General features: G+C 31.4%; 19 protein-coding genes, 1 pseudogene and 1 riboswitch. Of the genes and pseudogenes, 11 read left to right on the plus strand and 9 right to left on the minus strand.

Going from position 1 to position 19490, the window contains the following annotated elements; genetic code table 11:
* Positions 1 to 65: 65 nt before the first annotated feature.
* The 3 genes from LQ615_RS06160 to LQ615_RS06170 all read left to right on the plus strand — a co-directional run bounded on the left by LQ615_RS06160 (position 66) and on the right by LQ615_RS06170 (position 5747).
* Complete coding sequence (locus LQ615_RS06160; protein ID WP_239703915.1) at positions 66 to 1856, plus strand: ABC transporter ATP-binding protein; 1791 nt, start codon at positions 66 to 68, stop codon at positions 1854 to 1856.
* Positions 1840 to 3603 (plus strand): ABC transporter ATP-binding protein, encoded by a 1764-nt coding sequence (locus tag LQ615_RS06165; protein ID WP_239703914.1) that lies wholly within the window; start codon positions 1840 to 1842, stop codon positions 3601 to 3603. Before LQ615_RS06160 ends, LQ615_RS06165 begins: the two co-directional genes overlap by 17 nt.
* 143 nt (positions 3604 to 3746) lie before the next feature.
* Positions 3747 to 5747: a CocE/NonD family hydrolase gene (locus LQ615_RS06170; protein WP_239703913.1), complete on the plus strand. Its 2001-nt coding sequence runs from the start codon at positions 3747 to 3749 to the stop codon at positions 5745 to 5747.
* A gap of 166 nt (positions 5748 to 5913) precedes the next feature.
* Here LQ615_RS06170 and LQ615_RS06175 read toward each other — a convergent pair whose 3' ends face one another.
* Positions 5914 to 6489, minus strand: coding sequence for a helix-turn-helix domain-containing protein (locus LQ615_RS06175; RefSeq protein WP_239703912.1), 576 nt, complete (start codon positions 6487 to 6489; stop codon positions 5914 to 5916).
* A 237-nt stretch (positions 6490 to 6726) separates the two neighbouring features.
* On the minus strand, positions 6727 to 8682 hold the full coding sequence (locus LQ615_RS06180; RefSeq protein WP_239703911.1) for a fructose-1,6-bisphosphatase: 1956 nt from the start codon (positions 8680 to 8682) through the stop codon (positions 6727 to 6729).
* Between the two features lie 150 nt (positions 8683 to 8832).
* On the opposite strand from LQ615_RS06180, the gene LQ615_RS06185 reads away from it, so the two are divergent.
* The gene (locus LQ615_RS06185) at positions 8833 to 9189 is read left to right on the plus strand and encodes a DUF488 domain-containing protein (protein WP_064211615.1); all 357 of its coding nucleotides are present in this window, start codon (positions 8833 to 8835) and stop codon (positions 9187 to 9189) included.
* Between the two features lie 55 nt (positions 9190 to 9244).
* Here LQ615_RS06185 and LQ615_RS06190 read toward each other — a convergent pair whose 3' ends face one another.
* The 6 genes and pseudogenes from LQ615_RS06190 to LQ615_RS06215 all read right to left on the minus strand — a co-directional run bounded on the left by LQ615_RS06190 (position 9245) and on the right by LQ615_RS06215 (position 14269).
* Positions 9245 to 10243 (minus strand): ThiF family adenylyltransferase, encoded by a 999-nt coding sequence (locus tag LQ615_RS06190; protein ID WP_239703910.1) that lies wholly within the window; start codon positions 10241 to 10243, stop codon positions 9245 to 9247.
* Positions 10243 to 11010 (minus strand): thiazole synthase, encoded by a 768-nt coding sequence (locus LQ615_RS06195; RefSeq protein ID WP_239703909.1) that lies wholly within the window; start codon positions 11008 to 11010, stop codon positions 10243 to 10245. Before LQ615_RS06195 ends, LQ615_RS06190 begins: the two co-directional genes overlap by 1 nt.
* Before the next feature lies 1 nt (position 11011).
* A complete protein-coding gene (gene thiS / locus LQ615_RS06200; RefSeq protein ID WP_016999530.1) occupies positions 11012 to 11212 on the minus strand; it encodes a sulfur carrier protein ThiS in 201 nt (66 codons plus the stop codon).
* Entirely contained in the window at positions 11209 to 12315 is a 1107-nt protein-coding gene (gene thiO, locus LQ615_RS06205) for a glycine oxidase ThiO (protein WP_239703908.1), read from the minus strand. The genes thiS and thiO overlap by 4 nt, the downstream gene beginning before the upstream one ends.
* On the minus strand, positions 12308 to 12892 hold the full coding sequence (locus LQ615_RS06210) for a thiamine phosphate synthase (RefSeq protein ID WP_275584014.1): 585 nt from the start codon (positions 12890 to 12892) through the stop codon (positions 12308 to 12310). Before LQ615_RS06210 ends, thiO begins: the two co-directional genes overlap by 8 nt.
* Positions 12893 to 12953: 61 nt before the next feature.
* Positions 12954 to 13063: riboswitch (TPP riboswitch) on the minus strand.
* Positions 13064 to 13126: 63 nt separating this feature from the next.
* Positions 13127 to 14269, minus strand: a pseudogene (locus tag LQ615_RS06215) (AbgT family transporter).
* 17 nt (positions 14270 to 14286) lie between these two features.
* On the opposite strand from LQ615_RS06215, the gene LQ615_RS06220 reads away from it, so the two are divergent.
* Together LQ615_RS06220 and LQ615_RS06225 are read left to right on the plus strand one after the other, a co-directional pair.
* A complete protein-coding gene (locus LQ615_RS06220; protein WP_103269028.1) occupies positions 14287 to 14622 on the plus strand; it encodes an antibiotic biosynthesis monooxygenase in 336 nt (111 codons plus the stop codon).
* A 110-nt stretch (positions 14623 to 14732) separates the two neighbouring features.
* Complete coding sequence (locus LQ615_RS06225) at positions 14733 to 15083, plus strand: hypothetical protein (RefSeq protein ID WP_070045053.1); 351 nt, start codon at positions 14733 to 14735, stop codon at positions 15081 to 15083.
* A gap of 54 nt (positions 15084 to 15137) precedes the next feature.
* On the opposite strand, the gene LQ615_RS06230 is transcribed toward LQ615_RS06225, so the two are convergent.
* The gene (locus LQ615_RS06230) at positions 15138 to 15665 is read right to left on the minus strand and encodes an HdeD family acid-resistance protein (protein ID WP_064211766.1); all 528 of its coding nucleotides are present in this window, start codon (positions 15663 to 15665) and stop codon (positions 15138 to 15140) included.
* A gap of 178 nt (positions 15666 to 15843) precedes the next feature.
* On the opposite strand from LQ615_RS06230, the gene LQ615_RS06235 reads away from it, so the two are divergent.
* The 5 genes from LQ615_RS06235 (at position 15844) to LQ615_RS06250 (ending at position 19310) form a co-directional block, all read left to right on the plus strand.
* A complete protein-coding gene (locus tag LQ615_RS06235; protein ID WP_103269027.1) occupies positions 15844 to 16878 on the plus strand; it encodes an HNH endonuclease in 1035 nt (344 codons plus the stop codon).
* Positions 16879 to 16938: 60 nt separating this feature from the next.
* A complete protein-coding gene (locus LQ615_RS06240) occupies positions 16939 to 17319 on the plus strand; it encodes a (deoxy)nucleoside triphosphate pyrophosphohydrolase (protein WP_103269026.1) in 381 nt (126 codons plus the stop codon).
* 178 nt (positions 17320 to 17497) lie between these two features.
* The gene (locus tag LQ615_RS06245) at positions 17498 to 17641 is read left to right on the plus strand and encodes a hypothetical protein (protein WP_180991120.1); all 144 of its coding nucleotides are present in this window, start codon (positions 17498 to 17500) and stop codon (positions 17639 to 17641) included.
* A gap of 200 nt (positions 17642 to 17841) precedes the next feature.
* Positions 17842 to 18468, plus strand: a complete 627-nt coding sequence (locus tag LQ615_RS13465; RefSeq protein WP_115344032.1) for an AIPR family protein — start codon at positions 17842 to 17844, stop codon at positions 18466 to 18468.
* Complete coding sequence (locus LQ615_RS06250) at positions 18465 to 19310, plus strand: AIPR family protein (RefSeq protein WP_345773002.1); 846 nt, start codon at positions 18465 to 18467, stop codon at positions 19308 to 19310. Before LQ615_RS13465 ends, LQ615_RS06250 begins: the two co-directional genes overlap by 4 nt.
* Positions 19311 to 19490: the final 180 nt, after the last annotated feature.

Genomic DNA, 19490 nt, shown 5'->3' on the forward strand with positions numbered 1-19490 from the left:
TTATTTTTAAATTAATTTTTTGTGATAAAATTTTAAGGTGTATATAAAAGGGGAGGGTGGCAGTTTTGAAAGTATTTATTAAATTAGGTTGGTTTATTAAAGCTGAACTAAAAAATTATATTTTAGGTATATTTATTCTTTTATTAGTTGCTTTAATTGATTTATTACCACCACAAATAATTGGACGAGTAATTGATGGGATTACACTTCAAACATTAACGGGAAAAATGCTTATAATTTACCTCGTCATATTAGTAGTTGCGGCGATCCTTACATATATTTTCCGGTACTATTGGAGAATTATGATATTTGGGGCGAGTATGAGGTTGGGGAAAATATTAAGATCTAATCTTTATCATAAATATACTTCAATGAGCCCGTCTTTTTTCCAAAAGAGACGTACAGGGGATTTAATGGCGCATGCAACAAATGACATTAGAGCAGTACAAAACACAGCTGGTTCTGGTGTGTTGACAATAGCTGATTCTCTTATAACAGGTGGGTCTGTGCTCATAACAATGGCAATTACAGTTGATTGGCGATTAACACTTATCGTTATGATACCTTTGCCAATTATGATTGTATTAACTAGTTATTATGGTAAATTGCTGAACAGAGGTTTTAAGAAGGCCCAAGCAGCCTTCAGTCAGCTGAATGATAAGACACAAGAAAGTATAGCCGGGATTAAAGTAACAAAAACTTTCGGTTATGAAAAAGATGACCAAGAAGATTTTAAAAAATTAAGTGACGATGTTGTTTATAAAAACTTAAAAGTTTCTAAAATTGATGCGTTATTTGATCCGACAATAATGTCAGTAATAGGTGTGAGTTACTTTTTAGCGATTTTCTTCGGAGCTAGAATGGTGATTCAAGAAGATATTACAATTGGACAACTTGTTACATTCACAACTTACTTAGGCATGATGGTATGGCCATTATTAGCTCTTGGCCTGTTCTTTAATATTGTACAAAGAGGACACGCATCATATGAACGTATTAATGAAATAACAAATGTGAAAAATGATGTTGATACAAATGTAGAAACAGAAACAATTCCTGAAGGGGATATTCAATTTGATATTGATACATTTCACTTTCCGGATGATGATAGTTTAGCACTACGCGATATAAAATTCACAATTTCAAAAGGTTCTACTATCGGTATTGTAGGTCGTACTGGCTCAGGAAAAAGTGCTATCATCCGTTTGTTATTAAGAGAGTTTGATACTGCACAATCTAGCGAAATTAAATACGGTAGCAAACCAATTCGTTATTATGACATCAGTCATTTAAGAGCTCAATTTGGATATGTACCTCAAGATCATTTCTTATTCTCTACTTCAATTAGAAACAATATTGCTTTCAGTAACCCTGAAATTGATAATCAATACATCTATGAAGCGAGTCGATTGAGTTATATTCATAATGATATTTTAGCGTTTCCGGAAGGGTATGACACAGTAGTTGGAGAACGTGGTGTTTCTTTATCAGGAGGACAGAAACAAAGAATTTCGATAGCACGTGCTTTAATCATGAATCCACCTGTGCTTATTTTAGATGATTCATTGTCGGCAGTTGATGCTGAAACGGAAGAACATATTTTAGAAAATATGCAAAATGTCCGTCAAGGTAAAACGAATATTATTACTGCACACAGAATGAGTGCGGTGAGCCATGCTGACATGATTATCGTTATGGATAAAGGTACGATTATCGAAAGAGGTAAGCATTCAGAATTGATGGCAAACAAAGGATGGTATTACGAAACATATCAAGCACAAGCATTACATGAAGAGCTTGCGAGTAGCTTAGATGAAATAGCGAAAGGGGATGAAGAAGATGGCTCAAAATCATAATTTGACAGCTAAAGATCAATTTCAAGTTTTAAAACGTTTGATCAAATATACATTCCCTTTCAAAGGTATTATTTTATTAGCATTTATCATGTTGACGATTTCAACAATAGCGAGCATTGCAACACCGTATATGGTTAAAGTATTTATTGATGATTACTTAACACCACAAGTGTTCCCCGAAAGTGATATTACATTACTGATTGTTATATTTTTCGTCATTCAAATTGTTGGCGCTATAACAACTTATTGGAACGTATATTTATTTCAATATCTTGCATTTAAAGTAATACAACAATTAAGAATAGACGCATTTAATAAAATTGGGAAATTAGGGATGCGTTACTTTGATAAGGAATCAGGCGGAAGTATTGTATCAAGACTTACTAATGATACTGAAGCTATAGTAGAAATGTTTATTGGTGTATTCTCATCATTCTTAATGGCAATATTTATGGTCATTTCTAGTTATGTCATGATGTTTATACTTGATTTTAAACTTGCGTTAATGGCTTTAATATTCTTGCCAGTCATCATACTTGTATTAGCATTATATAGAAAATATTCAGCTATTTATTTTTCACAGGCACGACAGCTCTTGTCAGATTTGAATGCTAAATTAGCAGAATCTATAGAAGGTATGCGCATTATACAAGTATTTAACCAAGAGAAAAGATTACAAAATGAATTTAATGAGATTAACGATAAGCATTATGATTTTAATATGAGAACAGTTAAAATTGACGGTTTATTATTGAGACCAGCTATAAGCATGATTTCAATATTTGCCGTTGTAATGATACTTGGATATTTCGGAGTATTAAGTTTCTCTGGAGGTGTTACAGCTGGTGTTGTATTTGCTTTTGTACAATATATGGAACGCTTCTTTGAACCTATTAACCAAGTCAGCCAAAACTTAAACGTATTACAGCAAGCGTTAGTGTCAGCAAGTCGTGTATTTAAGCTTATTGATAACGATATGTTGGAACCAGAGCAACATGAAAACCCTAATTATCATATAACGGATGGTAAAGTTGAATTTAAGCATGTTACTTTTAGTTATGATGGTAAGACAGATGTTCTAAAAGACATTACATTTACAGCTAATCCAGGAGAAACAGTCGCGTTAGTCGGTCATACTGGATCTGGTAAAAGTTCGATTATAAACTTGTTTATGAGATTTTATGAATTCAATCAAGGTGAAATTTTAATCGACAACCAATCTATAAAAGAAATGCCGAAATCTGAATTGAAAGGTAATATCGGTCTTGTGTTACAAGATGCATTTATATTCTTTGGAACGGTCGCATCAAATATTAAACTTTATCATCCTACAATGACTTTTGAAAAAGTACAAGAAGCGGCAGATTTTGTACACGCAGACCAATTTATTAATTTATTACCTGATAATTATGAGCATGAAGTGATTGAAAAAGGAAGTGCCTTTTCAAGTGGTGAAAGACAACTACTAGCATTTGCGAGAACGATGGCGAGTGAGCCTAAAATATTAATATTAGACGAAGCAACGGCTAATATTGATTCTGAAACAGAAGCACAAATTCAAAAATCACTAGCAAAAATGCGTAAAGGTAGAACAACTTTAGCAATCGCGCATAGGTTATCAACAATTCAAGACGCAGATCAAATTCTTGTGTTAAATAAAGGTGAAATTGTAGAACGAGGCACACATGATGAACTGATTAAACAAGATGGTATTTATCATAAAATGTATTTACTTCAAAATGGTTGAAAGTAAAACATACCCCCAACCCGGCAATTTAAAATTAAACGGATTGGGGGTGTTATTTTGAAGATGATATTTCTCTCTGACAACCTTTTCTTATAAATTTATGTATAATAAGAACTATTAGATATTTTTAAGGAGGATTTAACATGGGAGCTTTTGATGTAGACTATAATAAAATAACTGAGCGAACAGAGTTTCCTTATGAAATAGAGGTTACACATCATACATGGATTGAAATGACCGATGGTGTTCGATTGTCAGCAAAAATATGGCAACCAAAAAAGTCAGGAACAACTAAAGGTGCTGTGCTAGAGTACTTACCTTATAGAAAAGATGAGTTTACTGCTTTACGAGATGAAATAAGACATAAATATTTTGCTGGATTTGGATATACGGCAATTAGAGTGGATATAAGAGGAACAGGTGACTCTGAAGGTATTATTGAAGATGAATATCCTAAACAAGAACAAGATGATGCAATTGATATTATTAAATGGATTGAATCTCAAGACTGGTCTAATGGTTCAGTTGCAATGATTGGTAAGTCTTGGGGTGGCTTCAATGGTTTACAAGTAGCCGCTAGACAACCGGAAGCTTTAAAGACAATCATATCTTTATGTTCAACAGATGACCGATATGCTGATGATGTTCATTATAAAGGCGGTACAATGATGGCATCAGATATGCTTTGGTGGGCATCAACTATGTTTGCTTACAATGCAAGACCAGCTTTCCCTAAATATTTTGGAGAGGACTGGTATGACAATTGGATAGAAAGATTAGAACAAACACCACCTTTTGTAGATGAGTGGGTCAAACATCAAACAAGAGATGAATATTGGAAACATGGTTCTATTAATGAAGATTATACACAAATTCAAATTCCAGTCTTAACAATGAGTGGTTGGGCTGATGGTTATACGAATGCTGTATTCCGTTTGATGAAACATTTAGATGTTCCTAAAAAGGCGGTTATCGGACCTTGGGCACATGAGTTCCCAGACGTAGCTATTCCAGGGCCACAATTTGGCTATTTACAAGAAGTTGTTTCTTGGTTAGATAAGTGGATGGGCGATAAACAAACTGAAAATCATCGTGATGAATTTTTAGTATATTTACAAGATAGTGTTGAACCTAAAACAACTTATGATTATCGAGAAGGTAAGTGGTTAAACTTACTAAATGAAGAAATTACGACGAAAAATTTATTCGCTGGTACGACGAGAGAAATTCAACTAAAGAATAAACAACAACATGGGTTATATTCAGGAGTATTTTGCCCATTCGGTCAAGACGGTGACTTACCAGACGACCAAACAATTGATAATGCTTTAGCTAATTCATTAATGTTGGACATGTATGGCGACACCCTAAATATTATGGGTCAACCAGTAGCAAAATTACGCGTTAAGTCAGATTGTAAAGAAGCCAATATACATATTCGCTTAACAGATGTGCATCCAGATGGATCAAAAACACTTGTTACTATGGGACAATTCAATTTAAACCATTATAAGAGTAATGAATTCCCTGAAGATTTACCAGTAGACGAGTATATAGATGTAGAAGTACCTTTAGATGTTATTGGTTATCAAATACCAGAAGGTCACATGGTTGAAGTTTCTATCGCACCAACATATTGGCCACAAATTTGGCCGAGCAAAGAAATTGTTAAATTAGATGTTGATTTAGAACATTCTAAACTAGATATACCATTAGTACGTGAGTTCACAGAAGTTAAACTAGAACATGAATTTTCAGAAACAGCCAAACCATTAGAAAAGATTATTCATAGAGACGGTTCAAGAACTAGAGATATAACGAAAAGGTTAACAACGAATGAATGGATACTATCAGACTACTCAGATGAAGGCTTGAGAACATTGAAAGATAGTAATATCACTTACGGTACAGAAAATATGAACGTGTATACAATAAAAGAAGATGATCCACTTTCAGCAAAAGTACAATGCGACTGGAAAGTAATATTGAAAGATGATGACATAGATACAGAAGTTGAAACATACAGCACCATGTCATGTGACGCCGAATACTATTACTTGAGAAATGAAGTAATTGCATATAACGATGGTGAACAATGCTTTACGAAGACATGGGAAAATAAAATTAAACGAAATTATACTTAAACAAACACAAAATAATTCTCCTAACCCGTTGGATTTTTAATTAACGGATTAGGAGAATTTTTTCATATGTGGTTTCGAAAGTGTGGGGTTATACTCATCGATAAAGTTTGAGATGTGAGAAACAATATCGTTAGCCCAATAAAATTTATATGAAGTAGAATTAACTTTATAAGAAAAATTTAAATAAATATATTGATAATAGAGCTAACAAACCACCGGAAATTAAATAGATTATTACTATTAGCATTGTTCTTCCAAACTCTATCGTTTTATTTTGTTCTTTTATAACAACATCTAAATCTTGATTATTCATAAATGCTATGATTTCTTTATATGTTTTTATATTTGTATTCTTTTTGATTTTTTCAAGTTTCAGAGCTGCATACATACTAATTGACCATAAAACTAGTAATGGTAAAAAAAACCAATATCCAGGTAAATATAAGGAAGGTCCTATAGATAACACTGCTAATACACTGAAAATAATCATTCTTTTTGAGTATTTATCCATATTTGCATTTGCTATTTTATTTTCCATAATCTCAATATCTCCTTTCACTAATTCATCTAAAGAAACATTAAAAATAGTACTTAATAATAATAAATTTTGAACATCTGGGTAGCTTCTACCATTTTCCCAATTTGAAATTGTCTGTCTCGAAACAAATAGTTTTTGTGCAAGGCTGTCTTGGGACAAGTTTAAATTTTTTCTCCTTGATTGGATTTGTTTACTCAAATTCACGATGCCTTCTCCTTTCTATGGATATATAATAATCGAGTAAAATTTAAAGGTCTATCTAAATATTTTAGAATTCATCTTATTTTAATGATAAAGATATTTGACATTGTATTTAGCGCTCATTCTAGATATAAAGGTACTGATAATTCATAAAAGAAGACCACCCGTTTAACGGGTAGTCTTCTTGAGTTAATTCAGTAATAAATCAAAATCAACCATTTAATTAAGTACAGCTAACCATTAATTAATATATCGGTAAGCCATAAGTTCTTGTAACATTCTTATTTCTTCTTGTAGTTTGGCACCGATGTTAGTGTCGCGTACTTTTTTACGTTCGAGTTCTTCGTCTACAACACGTCTGACAGACAATTCATCTGCGCCGTTCAGAAGTACGTTTTCTTTTGTGCCAAAGTGTTTATGCGCCACTAGTTGCATGCCGAATGAGTTATAAAGTAATGTATAGCCAGCGATACCTGTCGTTGATTGGTACGCTTTTGAAAAGCCACCATCGATAACAATCATCTTACCATCTGCTTTGATTGGGTTTTCACCGTCTATTTCTTTAACTGGTGTATGACCATTTATGATGCGTCCTTGTTCTGGGTCTAAACTAAAGTCTTGCAACATGTTACGACACATTTGACTGTCTTCTCTTAAGTAATAGTAAGGATTTTTTTCTTCCTTGTGCGAAGCTTTATCTTTAATGAAATATCTTTCAAAAGTAGTCATGGCACGCTTTCCAAATAATGAAGAATATTTACCTGTCCATAAGTACCAAATCAAGTCTGTTGATAAATCATCTGTTTGTTCTTTATTTGCGAATGAAACTCTAATGTGTTGTTCGAATTGATCGAGTAATTCGCGACCGTTATACATTTCACCGTCGATTTCCATTTCTTCCATTTTTCCATTTTCATCTACTGGTATGCATCCATGTATTAATAAATTACCATTATATCTTAAATATAAGTTTCCTTTTTTCATTAAGAAGTTCATATGACGTTTTAATTTTTCAGACTCTTGCACTGATAATAGAAGTTTATTAATCACTTCTTCTTCTTCTCTGTTTAATTGTGCAGGATTATTACGATCTACAGTTTCAAAGCATGTATTTTCAAGTGAATAAGTTTTGCCGTAAATCGTAACTTCATTGTTATCGTAATCTACTTTTTCTAATATAAGGCGTTCTTCCATATCGAATGAAGGTCTACGTTTAATAATAGGGCTTTCTAATTTGAATTGTATAATTGCGATAGCTTGATGTATCTTCGTTATTTGTAATTTTTCTTCTTCGGATATTGCTTTGTCTGCATGTTCTTTTGGATGAAAGGCAGAATTATCTTTATAATATTTTTCAGCTAAATTGACTAATGGACGTAAATTAATACCGTATGCGTCTTCTATAATGTCCAAGTTATCGTAACGCGCACAAATTCTTAAAATATTTGCTAAACATACTTTTGAACCTGCATAAGCGCCTATCCAAAGTACGTCATGGTTACCCCATTGAATATCAACTGAATGATAATTAATTAATGTTTCCATAATTTTATCTGGGTCTGGACCACGATCATAAATGTCACCGACCACATGTAAGTGATCCACGACTAAACGTTGTGTTGTATATGCTAGACCGATAATTAATTTATCTGATTGTCCAAGAGAGATGATTTTTTGAATAATTGTTTCATAGTAAGTAGTTTTATTATTATAAACGTTACTTTTATACAGTAGTTCTTCAATTATGTATACAAACTGTTTCGGTAAAGCTTTACGAACTTTTGAACGTGTATACTTACTTGAAGCGTAAGAAATCAATTCAATCATTTGTTGGATTGTTTCAATGTACCATTCGTTTAATGCTTCTTTAGATGAAAATTGATTTTTTATTAATTTAAGTTTTTCTTCAGGATAATAAACTAAGGCAGCCAGACTGCTGATTTCATCTTCAGAAAGTCTGTCTTTAAAAATATCATTAATTTTAGCTCTTACGTTACCAGATCCATTTCGGAGCACATGTTGGAAAGCGTGGTATTCACCATGTAAATCACTAACAAAGTGTTCTGTACCTTTTGGTAATTCCATTATAGATTCTAAATTTATGATTTCAGTTGCTACTTTCTCTTCAGCATCAAATTTTTCTGCTAATAAGTCTAAATATTTTTCTTTTACATGTTGATTGATGTTCTCTGTCATTCTAGTCACTCCGTTCGTATAATTGATGAGTTAAAACTTTAAATAATAGACATCATTTGAGATATAGTATAACACATTAAATAATTTGATATTAAGATTTATACTCACGATATTTAGGGTATAAATATAATGAAATGGAGGTTGATTAAGGTGAGTTGTGATATCAATAGAATTTATGAAGATTACGATAAAGACAATGTTAGAGTGCTTGTCGATAGAGTATGGCCACGTGGCATCTCTAAAGAAAAGGCAAATCTAGACCATTGGATAAAAGAAATCGCACCATCTGATTCACTGAGAAAATGGTTCGGACATGACCCGGAAAAATTTGATTCATTTAAGAAAAAATATAAAGAAGAACTTAAATCAGGTGAACAAAAAGAAGCACTCGATCAACTCAAAGACATTTATAAAGAAAATAATGGTAATGTCGTATTATTATATGGTGCGAAGGATGAAAAACATAATCAAGCAGTAGTTCTAAAAGAATTTCTAGATCATCAATAATCAATAAACACCCTCTAATGTATTGTATTAATCTATACATTAGAGGGTATTATATTTATTGTATTGATTTTCGTAAGTTATGATATAGCGTTTCGGCTTCTTCTAAATGTGAAACGCCATGTACATTCATACGTCCATCTGCAAAAAATGTCATCTTATAATCTTTGAATGAAATCAATTTGACGTAATCATTTTCTTTCAAAACATCACCTGGGAAATAATGCGCTAAGTTAAATGTCTTTTCTTTAAATCTAAATAAAAATGCATCTCCGCACAACGCTTCTATTGATGACATATGTTGCTTATCTAGGATGTTGTAATGACCATGTACACAAACAGGGCATTGTTGATTTTTCAGCATATCAATTTGAGTACTACGTGTATTCATTTCGAAACAATCTAATGTTATAAGTTTCTTAGAAAATCCTTTCCCAGCAATATATCGTAATACTTCGGATACTTCAAAGCTTGCTACTTGATTAACGACTGGTGGTAAGACACCGTTTATAGCACAACTTTCTCCTGTTTCTGGAACATTCTCTAAAATGCATTTTAAACATGGTCCTTCAAAATCAATTGCATATACTGTTCCTTTACTCCCGACAGCTGCACCATAAACCCAAGGGATTTGTAGTTTATGACATACTTCGTTAATTAAAAAGCGTATATCAAAATGATCCATGCCGTCTACTATGATGTCTGGTTGATATTGTTTAATCATTTCTTCAATGTTAGATGGTGTCAGCTCTTTATTCACAGCATTTAACGTTACATGTTGATTAATCTTATTGATTTTATCGCGTAAAGCGACAACTTTAGGTCGCATATCATAAGCATCTGATTCATCATATAAAGCTTGTCTATGAAGGTTAGAGATTTCTACTATGTCCATATCAACAACTGTTAAATGATGTGCACCAGCTCTTGCAAGTTGTTCAGCAACGTGACTACCTAATGCACCTGCACCCATAATCATTATCTTAGCTGTTTGTAATTGATGCTGACCATTTTTACCAAATGGTTGGAACTTTGTTTGTCTATCATAGCGATCCATTATAGAAAACCTAAACCTTCAGTAGGGCTAGATGCTTGTGCAGTATATTTTACTGGAATTCTACCCGCTTCATAACTTAATCGCCCAGCATCAACGCCTAATCTCATTGCTTCAGCCATTTTTACAGGGTCTTTAGCACTGGAAATAGCAGTATTTAATAGGATTGCATCAGCACCTAGTTCCATCGCATAACAAGCATCTTTTGGAGAACCAATTCCAGCGTCAACAATGACAGGCACTTCAGATTGCTCAATAATATATCGCAAATTAAGTGGATTATTTATGCCTCTACCAGTACCGATAGGAGAAGCTAAAGGCATAATAGCGTGTACGCCAAGTTCTTCTAAACGTTTAGCTAGTACTACATCACATGAAATGTATGGACATACGATATAACCTTTCTCTAATAAAATTTCACAAGCTTTATAAGTTTCTATTGGGTCAGGTAGCAGTGTTTTGTCATCTCCAATTACTTCGACTTTAATCATGTTACAAAGGCCTGCATGTTGTGCGATTTCAGCTATACGCACAGCTTCTTCTGCAGTATGTGCACCGGCAGTGTTAGGGAATGTAACAAACTGTTTTAAATCAACATTAGCTAATGGGTTTGGCAATGATTTATCATATAAATTCATTCTTCTCACAGCGAACGTTAATACATCAGTTTGTGACGCTTTAATCGCTTCTGATTGTGTTTTTTCATCTTCAAATTTCCCTGTTCCTAATAATAATCTTGAGTTTAATTCATATGGTCCTATTTTTAACATTTTATCCGCCTCCAACAAATTCTAGTAATTCTAGTTGATCTGATTCTCTAACAATTGTTTCGTTGAAATTTTCCTTTTTAATCAGTGATCCATTGAATTCTACGATGATTCTTTCTTGGTCTAATTCAAGGGATGATAATACTTCTGTAACAGGTAAATCTTGTTCAAAATTAAATTCATCTCCATTGATAATACATTTCATAATTCAACACTCCTTTTTGCTTTAAATCTTTCTAATATAGATGGTGTATGATCATTGATAATCCATTCGGACATTAACTTACCAATAATAGGTGAGAGGAGTATGCCATTCCGATAATGTCCAGTGACAAGAAATAGTCCGTCATCAACTTCGTCCATGATTGGCCATTCATTTTCAGTGTAAGGTCTGATGCCAGACCACTTGTGAATAACATTGCTTGATTTTAATGCTGGAACATACTGTGCTGCTTCATTAAATAACCAGCTTTCACCTTCTTTAGAAGTGCCTACAGAAAAGTCATTCATATAACTAGTAGCACCAACAAGAAATCTATTTTTAGCTTTAGGTACGATGTAACAACCATTGGTCATAAATAAAGTTTGTTTTAAATCTACTTGATTATTTTCTAATAGAAGAACTTCTCCTTTAACTCCAGTTATTTGAGGTGCGATAGTGGAGTCATGGATTAATTCATGACTCCAAGCACCTCCAGCTATTACAACTTTTTTAGCTTGAAGCACATCATGGGAAGTTTCGATATTATAATAATCACGTTTCTTAGTTATGTTTGTAACTTCTGTTTTATAAAATCGATCAACTCCTTTATTGGTAATAGATTCAAGCAATGCCTTTGTATATTTAGAAGCATTGATTTGTCCATCACCTGGTATATAAATTGCTTGGTTATGAAAATCTATATAACCATTGGATAAGCTTTGCAATGAAGATTTATCGAGCGCTTTTACATGTTCATCATGCTGACTTAAAAAAGTATACTGTTTATTTAAATGAGCAATATCATTAATATTAGAAGCCATCTTAATTAATCCATGTGATTCAAATTCGATATCGATATTAGTCTCATCGTATAAATCTTCAGCTAAATCTTTGAAGTAACGTCGAGAATGTATAGCGAGTTCATATAAAGGTGAATAATTTTCAAATTCGTTTTGAGCGCCAAGCATGCCACCAGCTTTATAAGAAGCATGTAATCCTGGTACATCTCTATCAACAACTGCTATTGAACTATTTGATTTGTCGGAAAGAGCGCGTGCAATAGACATACCGATGACGCCAGACCCTACAATTAGAACGTCATACATAAGATTCCCACTCCTTTCTTAATGATTTAATGGCAGAATTTCCAGCATTTCTAAAGAAAGAAATCGCACATACACCTTGAAAACCTTTTGGCAGCTTTTGTATTGTATGCTCATCAATTCCGCCTATAGCGAAAATAGGTATATCGATTGAAAGTACATTTTTAATCTCTTCTAAAGACCTAGGTTTTGCTCCTTGCTTTGAAGAAGATTCAAAGACATGACCAAAAAATACAAAATCCAAATTGTTCTTTTGGGCTTTTGTCACGGTCTCAATGTTGTGAGTAGACATACTTACTGAAATGTCTGGATGTTGTTTTTTAAATAAAAAAGCTTTTGCATCATTTTCTTTAAAATGTACATACTTTAAATCAAAAGTTGCTACTAATGAAGTATGTGTGTGCAACATTATTTTATTTTTTGGAAAACCGATTGTTATTAAATAGTCGATGGTTGCAAATAATTTTTGATGATTCATAGGTGTTCTTAACAACAGTAAATCTATATGTTCTGATATTTCGATGTAATGATTTAAATCTTCTTTTGTTAAAATTTGATAAGGTGTTATTGCGATAAACAATTGAATCACTCCAAATAAAAAAGCGCTATTTTTCTTAGTAGAAAAATAGCGCAAATTAGCTTCAATAGGTACGCCACTTTCCTACGCCAGTACGAACTGGATCAGGTTCTGGGAATCCTAAAGTCACTACTTCAGTCTCAGCCTTTGATAAAGGCACTTCCAGTGGTCATTTATTTAATTATTAATGTCATTGTACAATTAAAATGGAAATTATTCAAATTGAATAAATAAAAATTATAATTTAACTGGTCCTCCAGGTCCTACTGGAAGGCCTAATAAGAACCATATAAGCATGATTATGGTCCAAACGACACCGATAATAATACTGTAAGGTAATAAGTGTGCGATTAAAGTACCGAGTTTAATATTTTTATCATACCTTTGTGCAATGGTTAATAAGAATGGTAAATACGGAATCATTGGCGTAATAGGGTTTGTAATAGAATCGCCTATACGATAAACCATTTGTGTAAATGCCGGATGATAGCCTAATGTAGCAAACATTGGTATAAAAATTGGTGCTAATATAGCCCATTTTGCTGAAGCGCTACCCATAAAGATATTAATAACAGACGTTAATATAATCACCCCAATAATCAAAATAACGCCGTTTTGGTTTTTCAACAATTCTGCCCCATTAATAGCCATCACTTTGCCAATATTAATCCAATCAAAATAAGCTAATAATTGAGCTGCAAAGAAGATAACTATAATAAAACTACCCATATCTGACATGCTATTTGTCATTAATCTGCCTATATCTTTTGTAGACACAATACTGCGACTCATATATCCATATACTAAACCAGGAATAATAAAGACTAGAAGAAGAATGACTCCAAAGCCATCCATTAATGGAGACTCAACTAAAATACTGCCAGTATCATTATTTCTTAAAATACTATTTTGAGGTATAAGTATAACGACAATAAATAATAAAAATACAATGACTGAAATATTCGCATATGTTAATGCTTTTTTCGCACGTTGGTTGAATGTTTTTACAGACTCAGCATGCAATTTATCAATTTGGCTATTTTGAAAACTAGGAATCGTAAACTTCTTAGCTACATAGAAAATGATAGGGGTTAAAAGAAATGTTGAAATAGCTGTGAAATACCAGTTCATTGCAATATTAATAGAAGCTTCCCCAGAGAATAATTATAATGCAGATTGAGTAAATGAAAATGCTAGAGCATCATCTAACCCGATTAATAAATTAGCTCCATAACCAACTTCTACTGCAGCATAACTAATCACTAAACCTGCAATAGGATGATAACCCATCTTTATAAATATAACTGCTGTTAAGACAGGCATAATCATTGGTGCCACACCACCAGCAGCATTTCCCAAAATAGATATAAAAATACAAATATAAAGGGGTAATTATTATGTTTATGGCAGAAAATAAATTAAAACTAGACAAAGGCACAGCAGAAGAGTCAATTGAAAGATTTTATATGAGACAAGGAATCGAAACAATCGAAGGATTCAAAGAAATGTTTGTTACAAAAACAAATAACTTAAAAGAATTCGACGAAGTTAAAATCTTAACACTATGGGAAGATGAACAAAATTTTAAAAACTGGCTAGTATCAGATGTTTTCAAAGAAGCACACAAAAACGTACGTCACCAGTCAGATGACGAAACAAGCCCTATATTAGAAAACTCAGTCACAACATATAAAATCGGATACCATTATTCGAACGATAAAGTAGCACAATAAAAAACAGCATGACATCAAAGTCATGCTGTTTTTGTTTGAAAAATATGATAATGTGAAAAAGAAATTAGATACCGAATAATATAGAATAACTAAAATAGCGAGGAATGAGTATGAAAGACTTTTGGGTCATATCAGGAATTGTAGGATTAAATATTATTTATGGGTTAATATTATGGATATCACAGAATGATATAACTGGAATTTTTACCTTGGTATTTTTCAGTATAGGGCTCATTGTGCGTTACTTTTCAGATAGAGAAAAGGTGCCTTTTTATAAGCGATGTAAAGGGCTGTATATAAGCGTAATGTTATTTATAGGAGGAAATCTAGTTTATGTGCTAATCAAAGCATTGGGGTGGGCTAATATATATACAACTACATTGTATATCGTGTTTATTTTATTGTTAGCCATAGTGTTGTATATGAAATATGACAGAAAACAGAAAGAATCTATAAATTAAAAGAAGCGGCGAAAAGCCGCTTCTTTTGTTAGATATATCTAAATTTTTTTACAGTTAAGACGATAAAGCATCAATAACGTAAAACACACCAAACAGAGCAAACATGAATCCAATCATGAATGAAATAAACACTGCAGCTAGTAAAGGATTGAATAACAATACTATAGCTATTAAAATACCAAGCACATTTAAAATAATAGATAATAAATGGAACATGCCATTAGATCTTTCAGCAGGTGTAACTGTAAAGATAGCAATCACGTTATTAATCATGAACCAAACCGCGAAAATATAAATTAAAAATACAGAACTCTCAGCAGAATTGAACATCACAACAAGTCCGAAAACAATGTTAATAATACCCAAAACGAATGTCCAACCACTAGGAACTCCCATAACCTTCTTATTAGCACGTCTGAACACAATCTCTAAAATACCGCTGATTAAAGAGAATAAACCAATTAACCAAGTAATCGCGTAGAAATTCTCAACAGGATAACTAAAAATAACAATACCAATGATTAAGAAAATCCCACCAATCACAAAACTCGGCCATCTAAACTTACTATTTTGATTAGCCAAACCGAACCCTCCTTTGAAAAAAGTAGTGTAAGTATATTTTAACTGTAAAGAGGATGGAGAGGAAGTGGGAAATAATGTGAGTTTTTGATTATTTAAATAATTTAATAATAACAATGAAAATAATTACATTAAATGATAAGATTTACTTAAAATATCTTACAAAGAGAGACGATATAAAATGAAAAAAAGTGAATTACTTAAAACTTTAGAGATGAGTTCACAGGATTTTAATTATCTGATAAATAATGGAATTCCATCTATAGATGATAATTATCAAGAATTTGATTTAGAAAAAGTAGTGGAATTTAGAAATAATTTAAACCAAGATAAAATTAATAATTTGAAAATAGGAGAGGAATATAAAGGGGAAGATGTTGCTGATGCATTTAAATGTTCATTACAAAAAGGATTAAATAGATCACATAGAACCAACTCATTAGTTATTGTTTCAAGAAATATAAAGAGAGAGGACATATATGATAATAAATGGGAAGGAGATATATTTTATTATACAGGAGAAGGTAGAGAAGGAGATCAAGATATAGAAAAAGGGCAAAATAGAGTTTTGAAAAATTATAAGTCTAATTACGTAAATCTATATTTATTTGAATCATTTAAAACGGGTCATTACATATATGCTGGACCTGTTGAATTAAGTGAAAAAATAGAACCTTTTTATATACTTGAAAGAGACGTTGATAAAGAAGCTAGGTCAGTTATTAAATTTCCAATTGTATTAAAGAATAAAGCTTATGCACCGCCACTAGAAACGATAGAGAATAATAAAGAGGAAAGGTCAAGGAAAAATAAAAAAGAAAACAATATAGAAGATTTGTTAAAAAAAGCTAGAGATGCTAGTGAATTAAATAAAGAAGAATCAAATAAAATAGGGAGTTCAAAACCATTTCATAGACAAGTTAGGATAAATTATTACGATAGAAGTAAAGAGATTAGAGATATCGTAAAGTATTTAGCAAATGGAAGATGCACGTTATGTGAAGAAAAAGCACCTTTCAATGTTGATAATGTGCCATTTTTGCATGTTCACCACATAGAATATTTAGCAAAAGGCGGTAGCGATACAATAGATAATTGCGTAGCGGTATGCCCAAATTGTCATGCAAAAATCCATATGCTAGAAGACCCTATTGATAAAGAAAAATTAATAGAAAGTGTCAACAAAAGGCCACAAAAATATAGAACAGAAATTTAATACAACATTGAAAAATGCTGAATAGTTCATTTACAAAATTTTTTGATTTGGAGATATAACATGAAAGAAATTCAAGTAGTTGCAGCGGTTATTCAAAATGAACATAAGGAATACCTATGCTGTCAAAGAGCAGAAAATAAATCATTGGCCGGCTATTGGGAGTTTCCAGGAGGTAAAATAGAAATAAATGAAACTGCAGAATTAGCATTAAAAAGAGAAATAAAAGAGGAATTAAATGCTAATTGCAATATAAAAAAATTCTTAGGAACTACAATGTATGAGTACGAGTTCGGTAGAGTCATTCTGAATGTGTATTTATGTAATTTAGAGGAAGGGAAATTTAATTTAATAGAGCACCAGGACAGTAAATGGTTAAATAAACAGAACTTAACTAATTTAAAACTTGCTCCCGCAGACATACCAATTTTAAATTGGTTATAGAAAGCATCAGATTAAAAATTGAGAGTTTTAATAAAGACAAGATTTTATATAAAGTAATAAACAATAAAAAATACTAAATATTCGGATAATTACTATTATTAACTTTCTAATTATTATATAATAATTAATATATTGTAAAAATAAATATGATTAGAGAAAATAAAAGGAGATGTTATCTGTGATAGAAAAAGAACTGAATAAAATAATGAAAATAGCTAATGAAGAGAATTATCCAATCAATGCAGAAAAAGCTTTTAATATACTTATTTGTTCACTATATTGTTATAAATCTCTTAATTACAAAAAAATTGGTTTGATCTAACGAATGAAAATATAACTGATGGAAAAAGTGATGGTGGCATTGATTTTATATTTTTTGATGATGATAATTCAAAAGTTATTATTGGTCAAAATAAATATTCAAATAATGTTGATATCAATGATGTATTTAATGAAATTACAAAAATTAATAATACTCTTATAGATTTTGATAAGGGGCAAACTAATTTATACAATAAAAAATTGAAGAAAAGTTATAGAAATGCAATAGATAGGTTGTCTGATGAAGATGAAGGGAATATAGAAATTTTATTCACTTCTACAAGCGAGTTTGATGAAAAACAAATTCATAAAAAGATAAAAAACGTTAAACAAAGTAAATTTACAGAAGTAATTATTCATTATGAAAGAGATATTAAAAAAGCAATAATTGAAATACAGCAGACACTCAAGCCTGCTAAAGAACATAAATTCCAAATTGATGAATCGAAGAATGCTTTAAATTACGAATCTGATTATTATAAAGGAATTGTTGTTAACATAAGTGCTCAAAGTTTAAAAGCCGCTTTCGAAAAATTTGAAAGTGAAGGCTTATTTAATATGAATATACGAAGATATATAAAATCGAAAACGGTTGATGATGCCATTATCGAAAGTATGAGAAAAAATTCTGATGATTTCTGGTTTATGAATAATGGTATAACTATAGCATGTGAACATTTTCGTTTAGATGGGGATAATGTGAAAGTATACGATTTTTCAATCGTTAATGGTGGTCAGACTACTTCATTAATCGCAAAAAATTTAGAATCGTATAAAGATGATTTTTATTTAATGTGCAAAATAATTGAAAAAATAGAGAAGACATAAAAAGTAATGATGATAGAGACTTTTTCAATAATATAGCTGAAGCAACAAATTCACAGAAAGCTATACAGCCAAAAGACTTAAAAGCTAATGCACCAGAGATGATACAATTACAAAGGATTTTATATGATGAAGGTATTTTCATGGAAATTAAGAGAGGTATTACTGCTCCAAGAAGTCATAGTAATAGTAAAATAAAAAATGAAGAGTTTGCTCAATTATTTTATTCATTTGTAAATCAAAGACCTGGAACAGCTAGATCTAGTAAAAAAAGTCTTTTTTCTAATAATTCACATTACAAAAGTATATTCAAACTTAATTATTCCAATGATCAGGTTAAGGTTGAATTTATAAAAGATTTGATAAATTTAAATCAAAGAGTTAATTATATTATTCAAAATATAAAAGAACATAATAGTGTTGGTTTATCAACAGAAGAAATGACTATTTTAGTAAATGGTAAATATTCACTTATTGCGATTATGGGGGTAATTTATAGAATAGTTAACAATGATCCAGGTGCTAAAAGTATTGAAGATTTACATGGTGACGATTTTAAATTTGGAACTTTTATTTCAGATTATGAAAATGATGATATAGATGATAAATTAAAAGACTTAATTGTTGAATTTGTGGAGATATTAGCGACTTCTTATGAACGTGAATTTAGCTTTGGAAATGTAACAAGCCCAAGTAACTTCTTTAAAACAGATAAAAAATATCTTGAAAAAATAGCAGATAAAGTTATTAAAGACCAAAGAGTTAGTAGAAAACATAATGAATTAATTTCAGCATATGGCCCTTTATTTAAAAGGGTATCAAGTCGGGATATTGATAAAAAATAGATGCTTTATCTGAAGATTTATATTCTCAACTTAAATTGTTTTAAATTAAAAGACATCGTACAATGTGTACGATGTCTTTTTCTATCTAATAAAAACTTTTACGGGTAACATCAAAATTTAAATATTTACAGATATTCTATGTTATTTTTATAAAAAAATAATTGAAATTGAATTTTTGAG

It is taken from the genome of Mammaliicoccus sp. C-M13, from assembly GCF_022386845.1.
In the GTDB taxonomy this organism is placed as follows: Bacteria; Bacillota; Bacilli; order Staphylococcales; family Staphylococcaceae; genus Mammaliicoccus; species Mammaliicoccus lentus.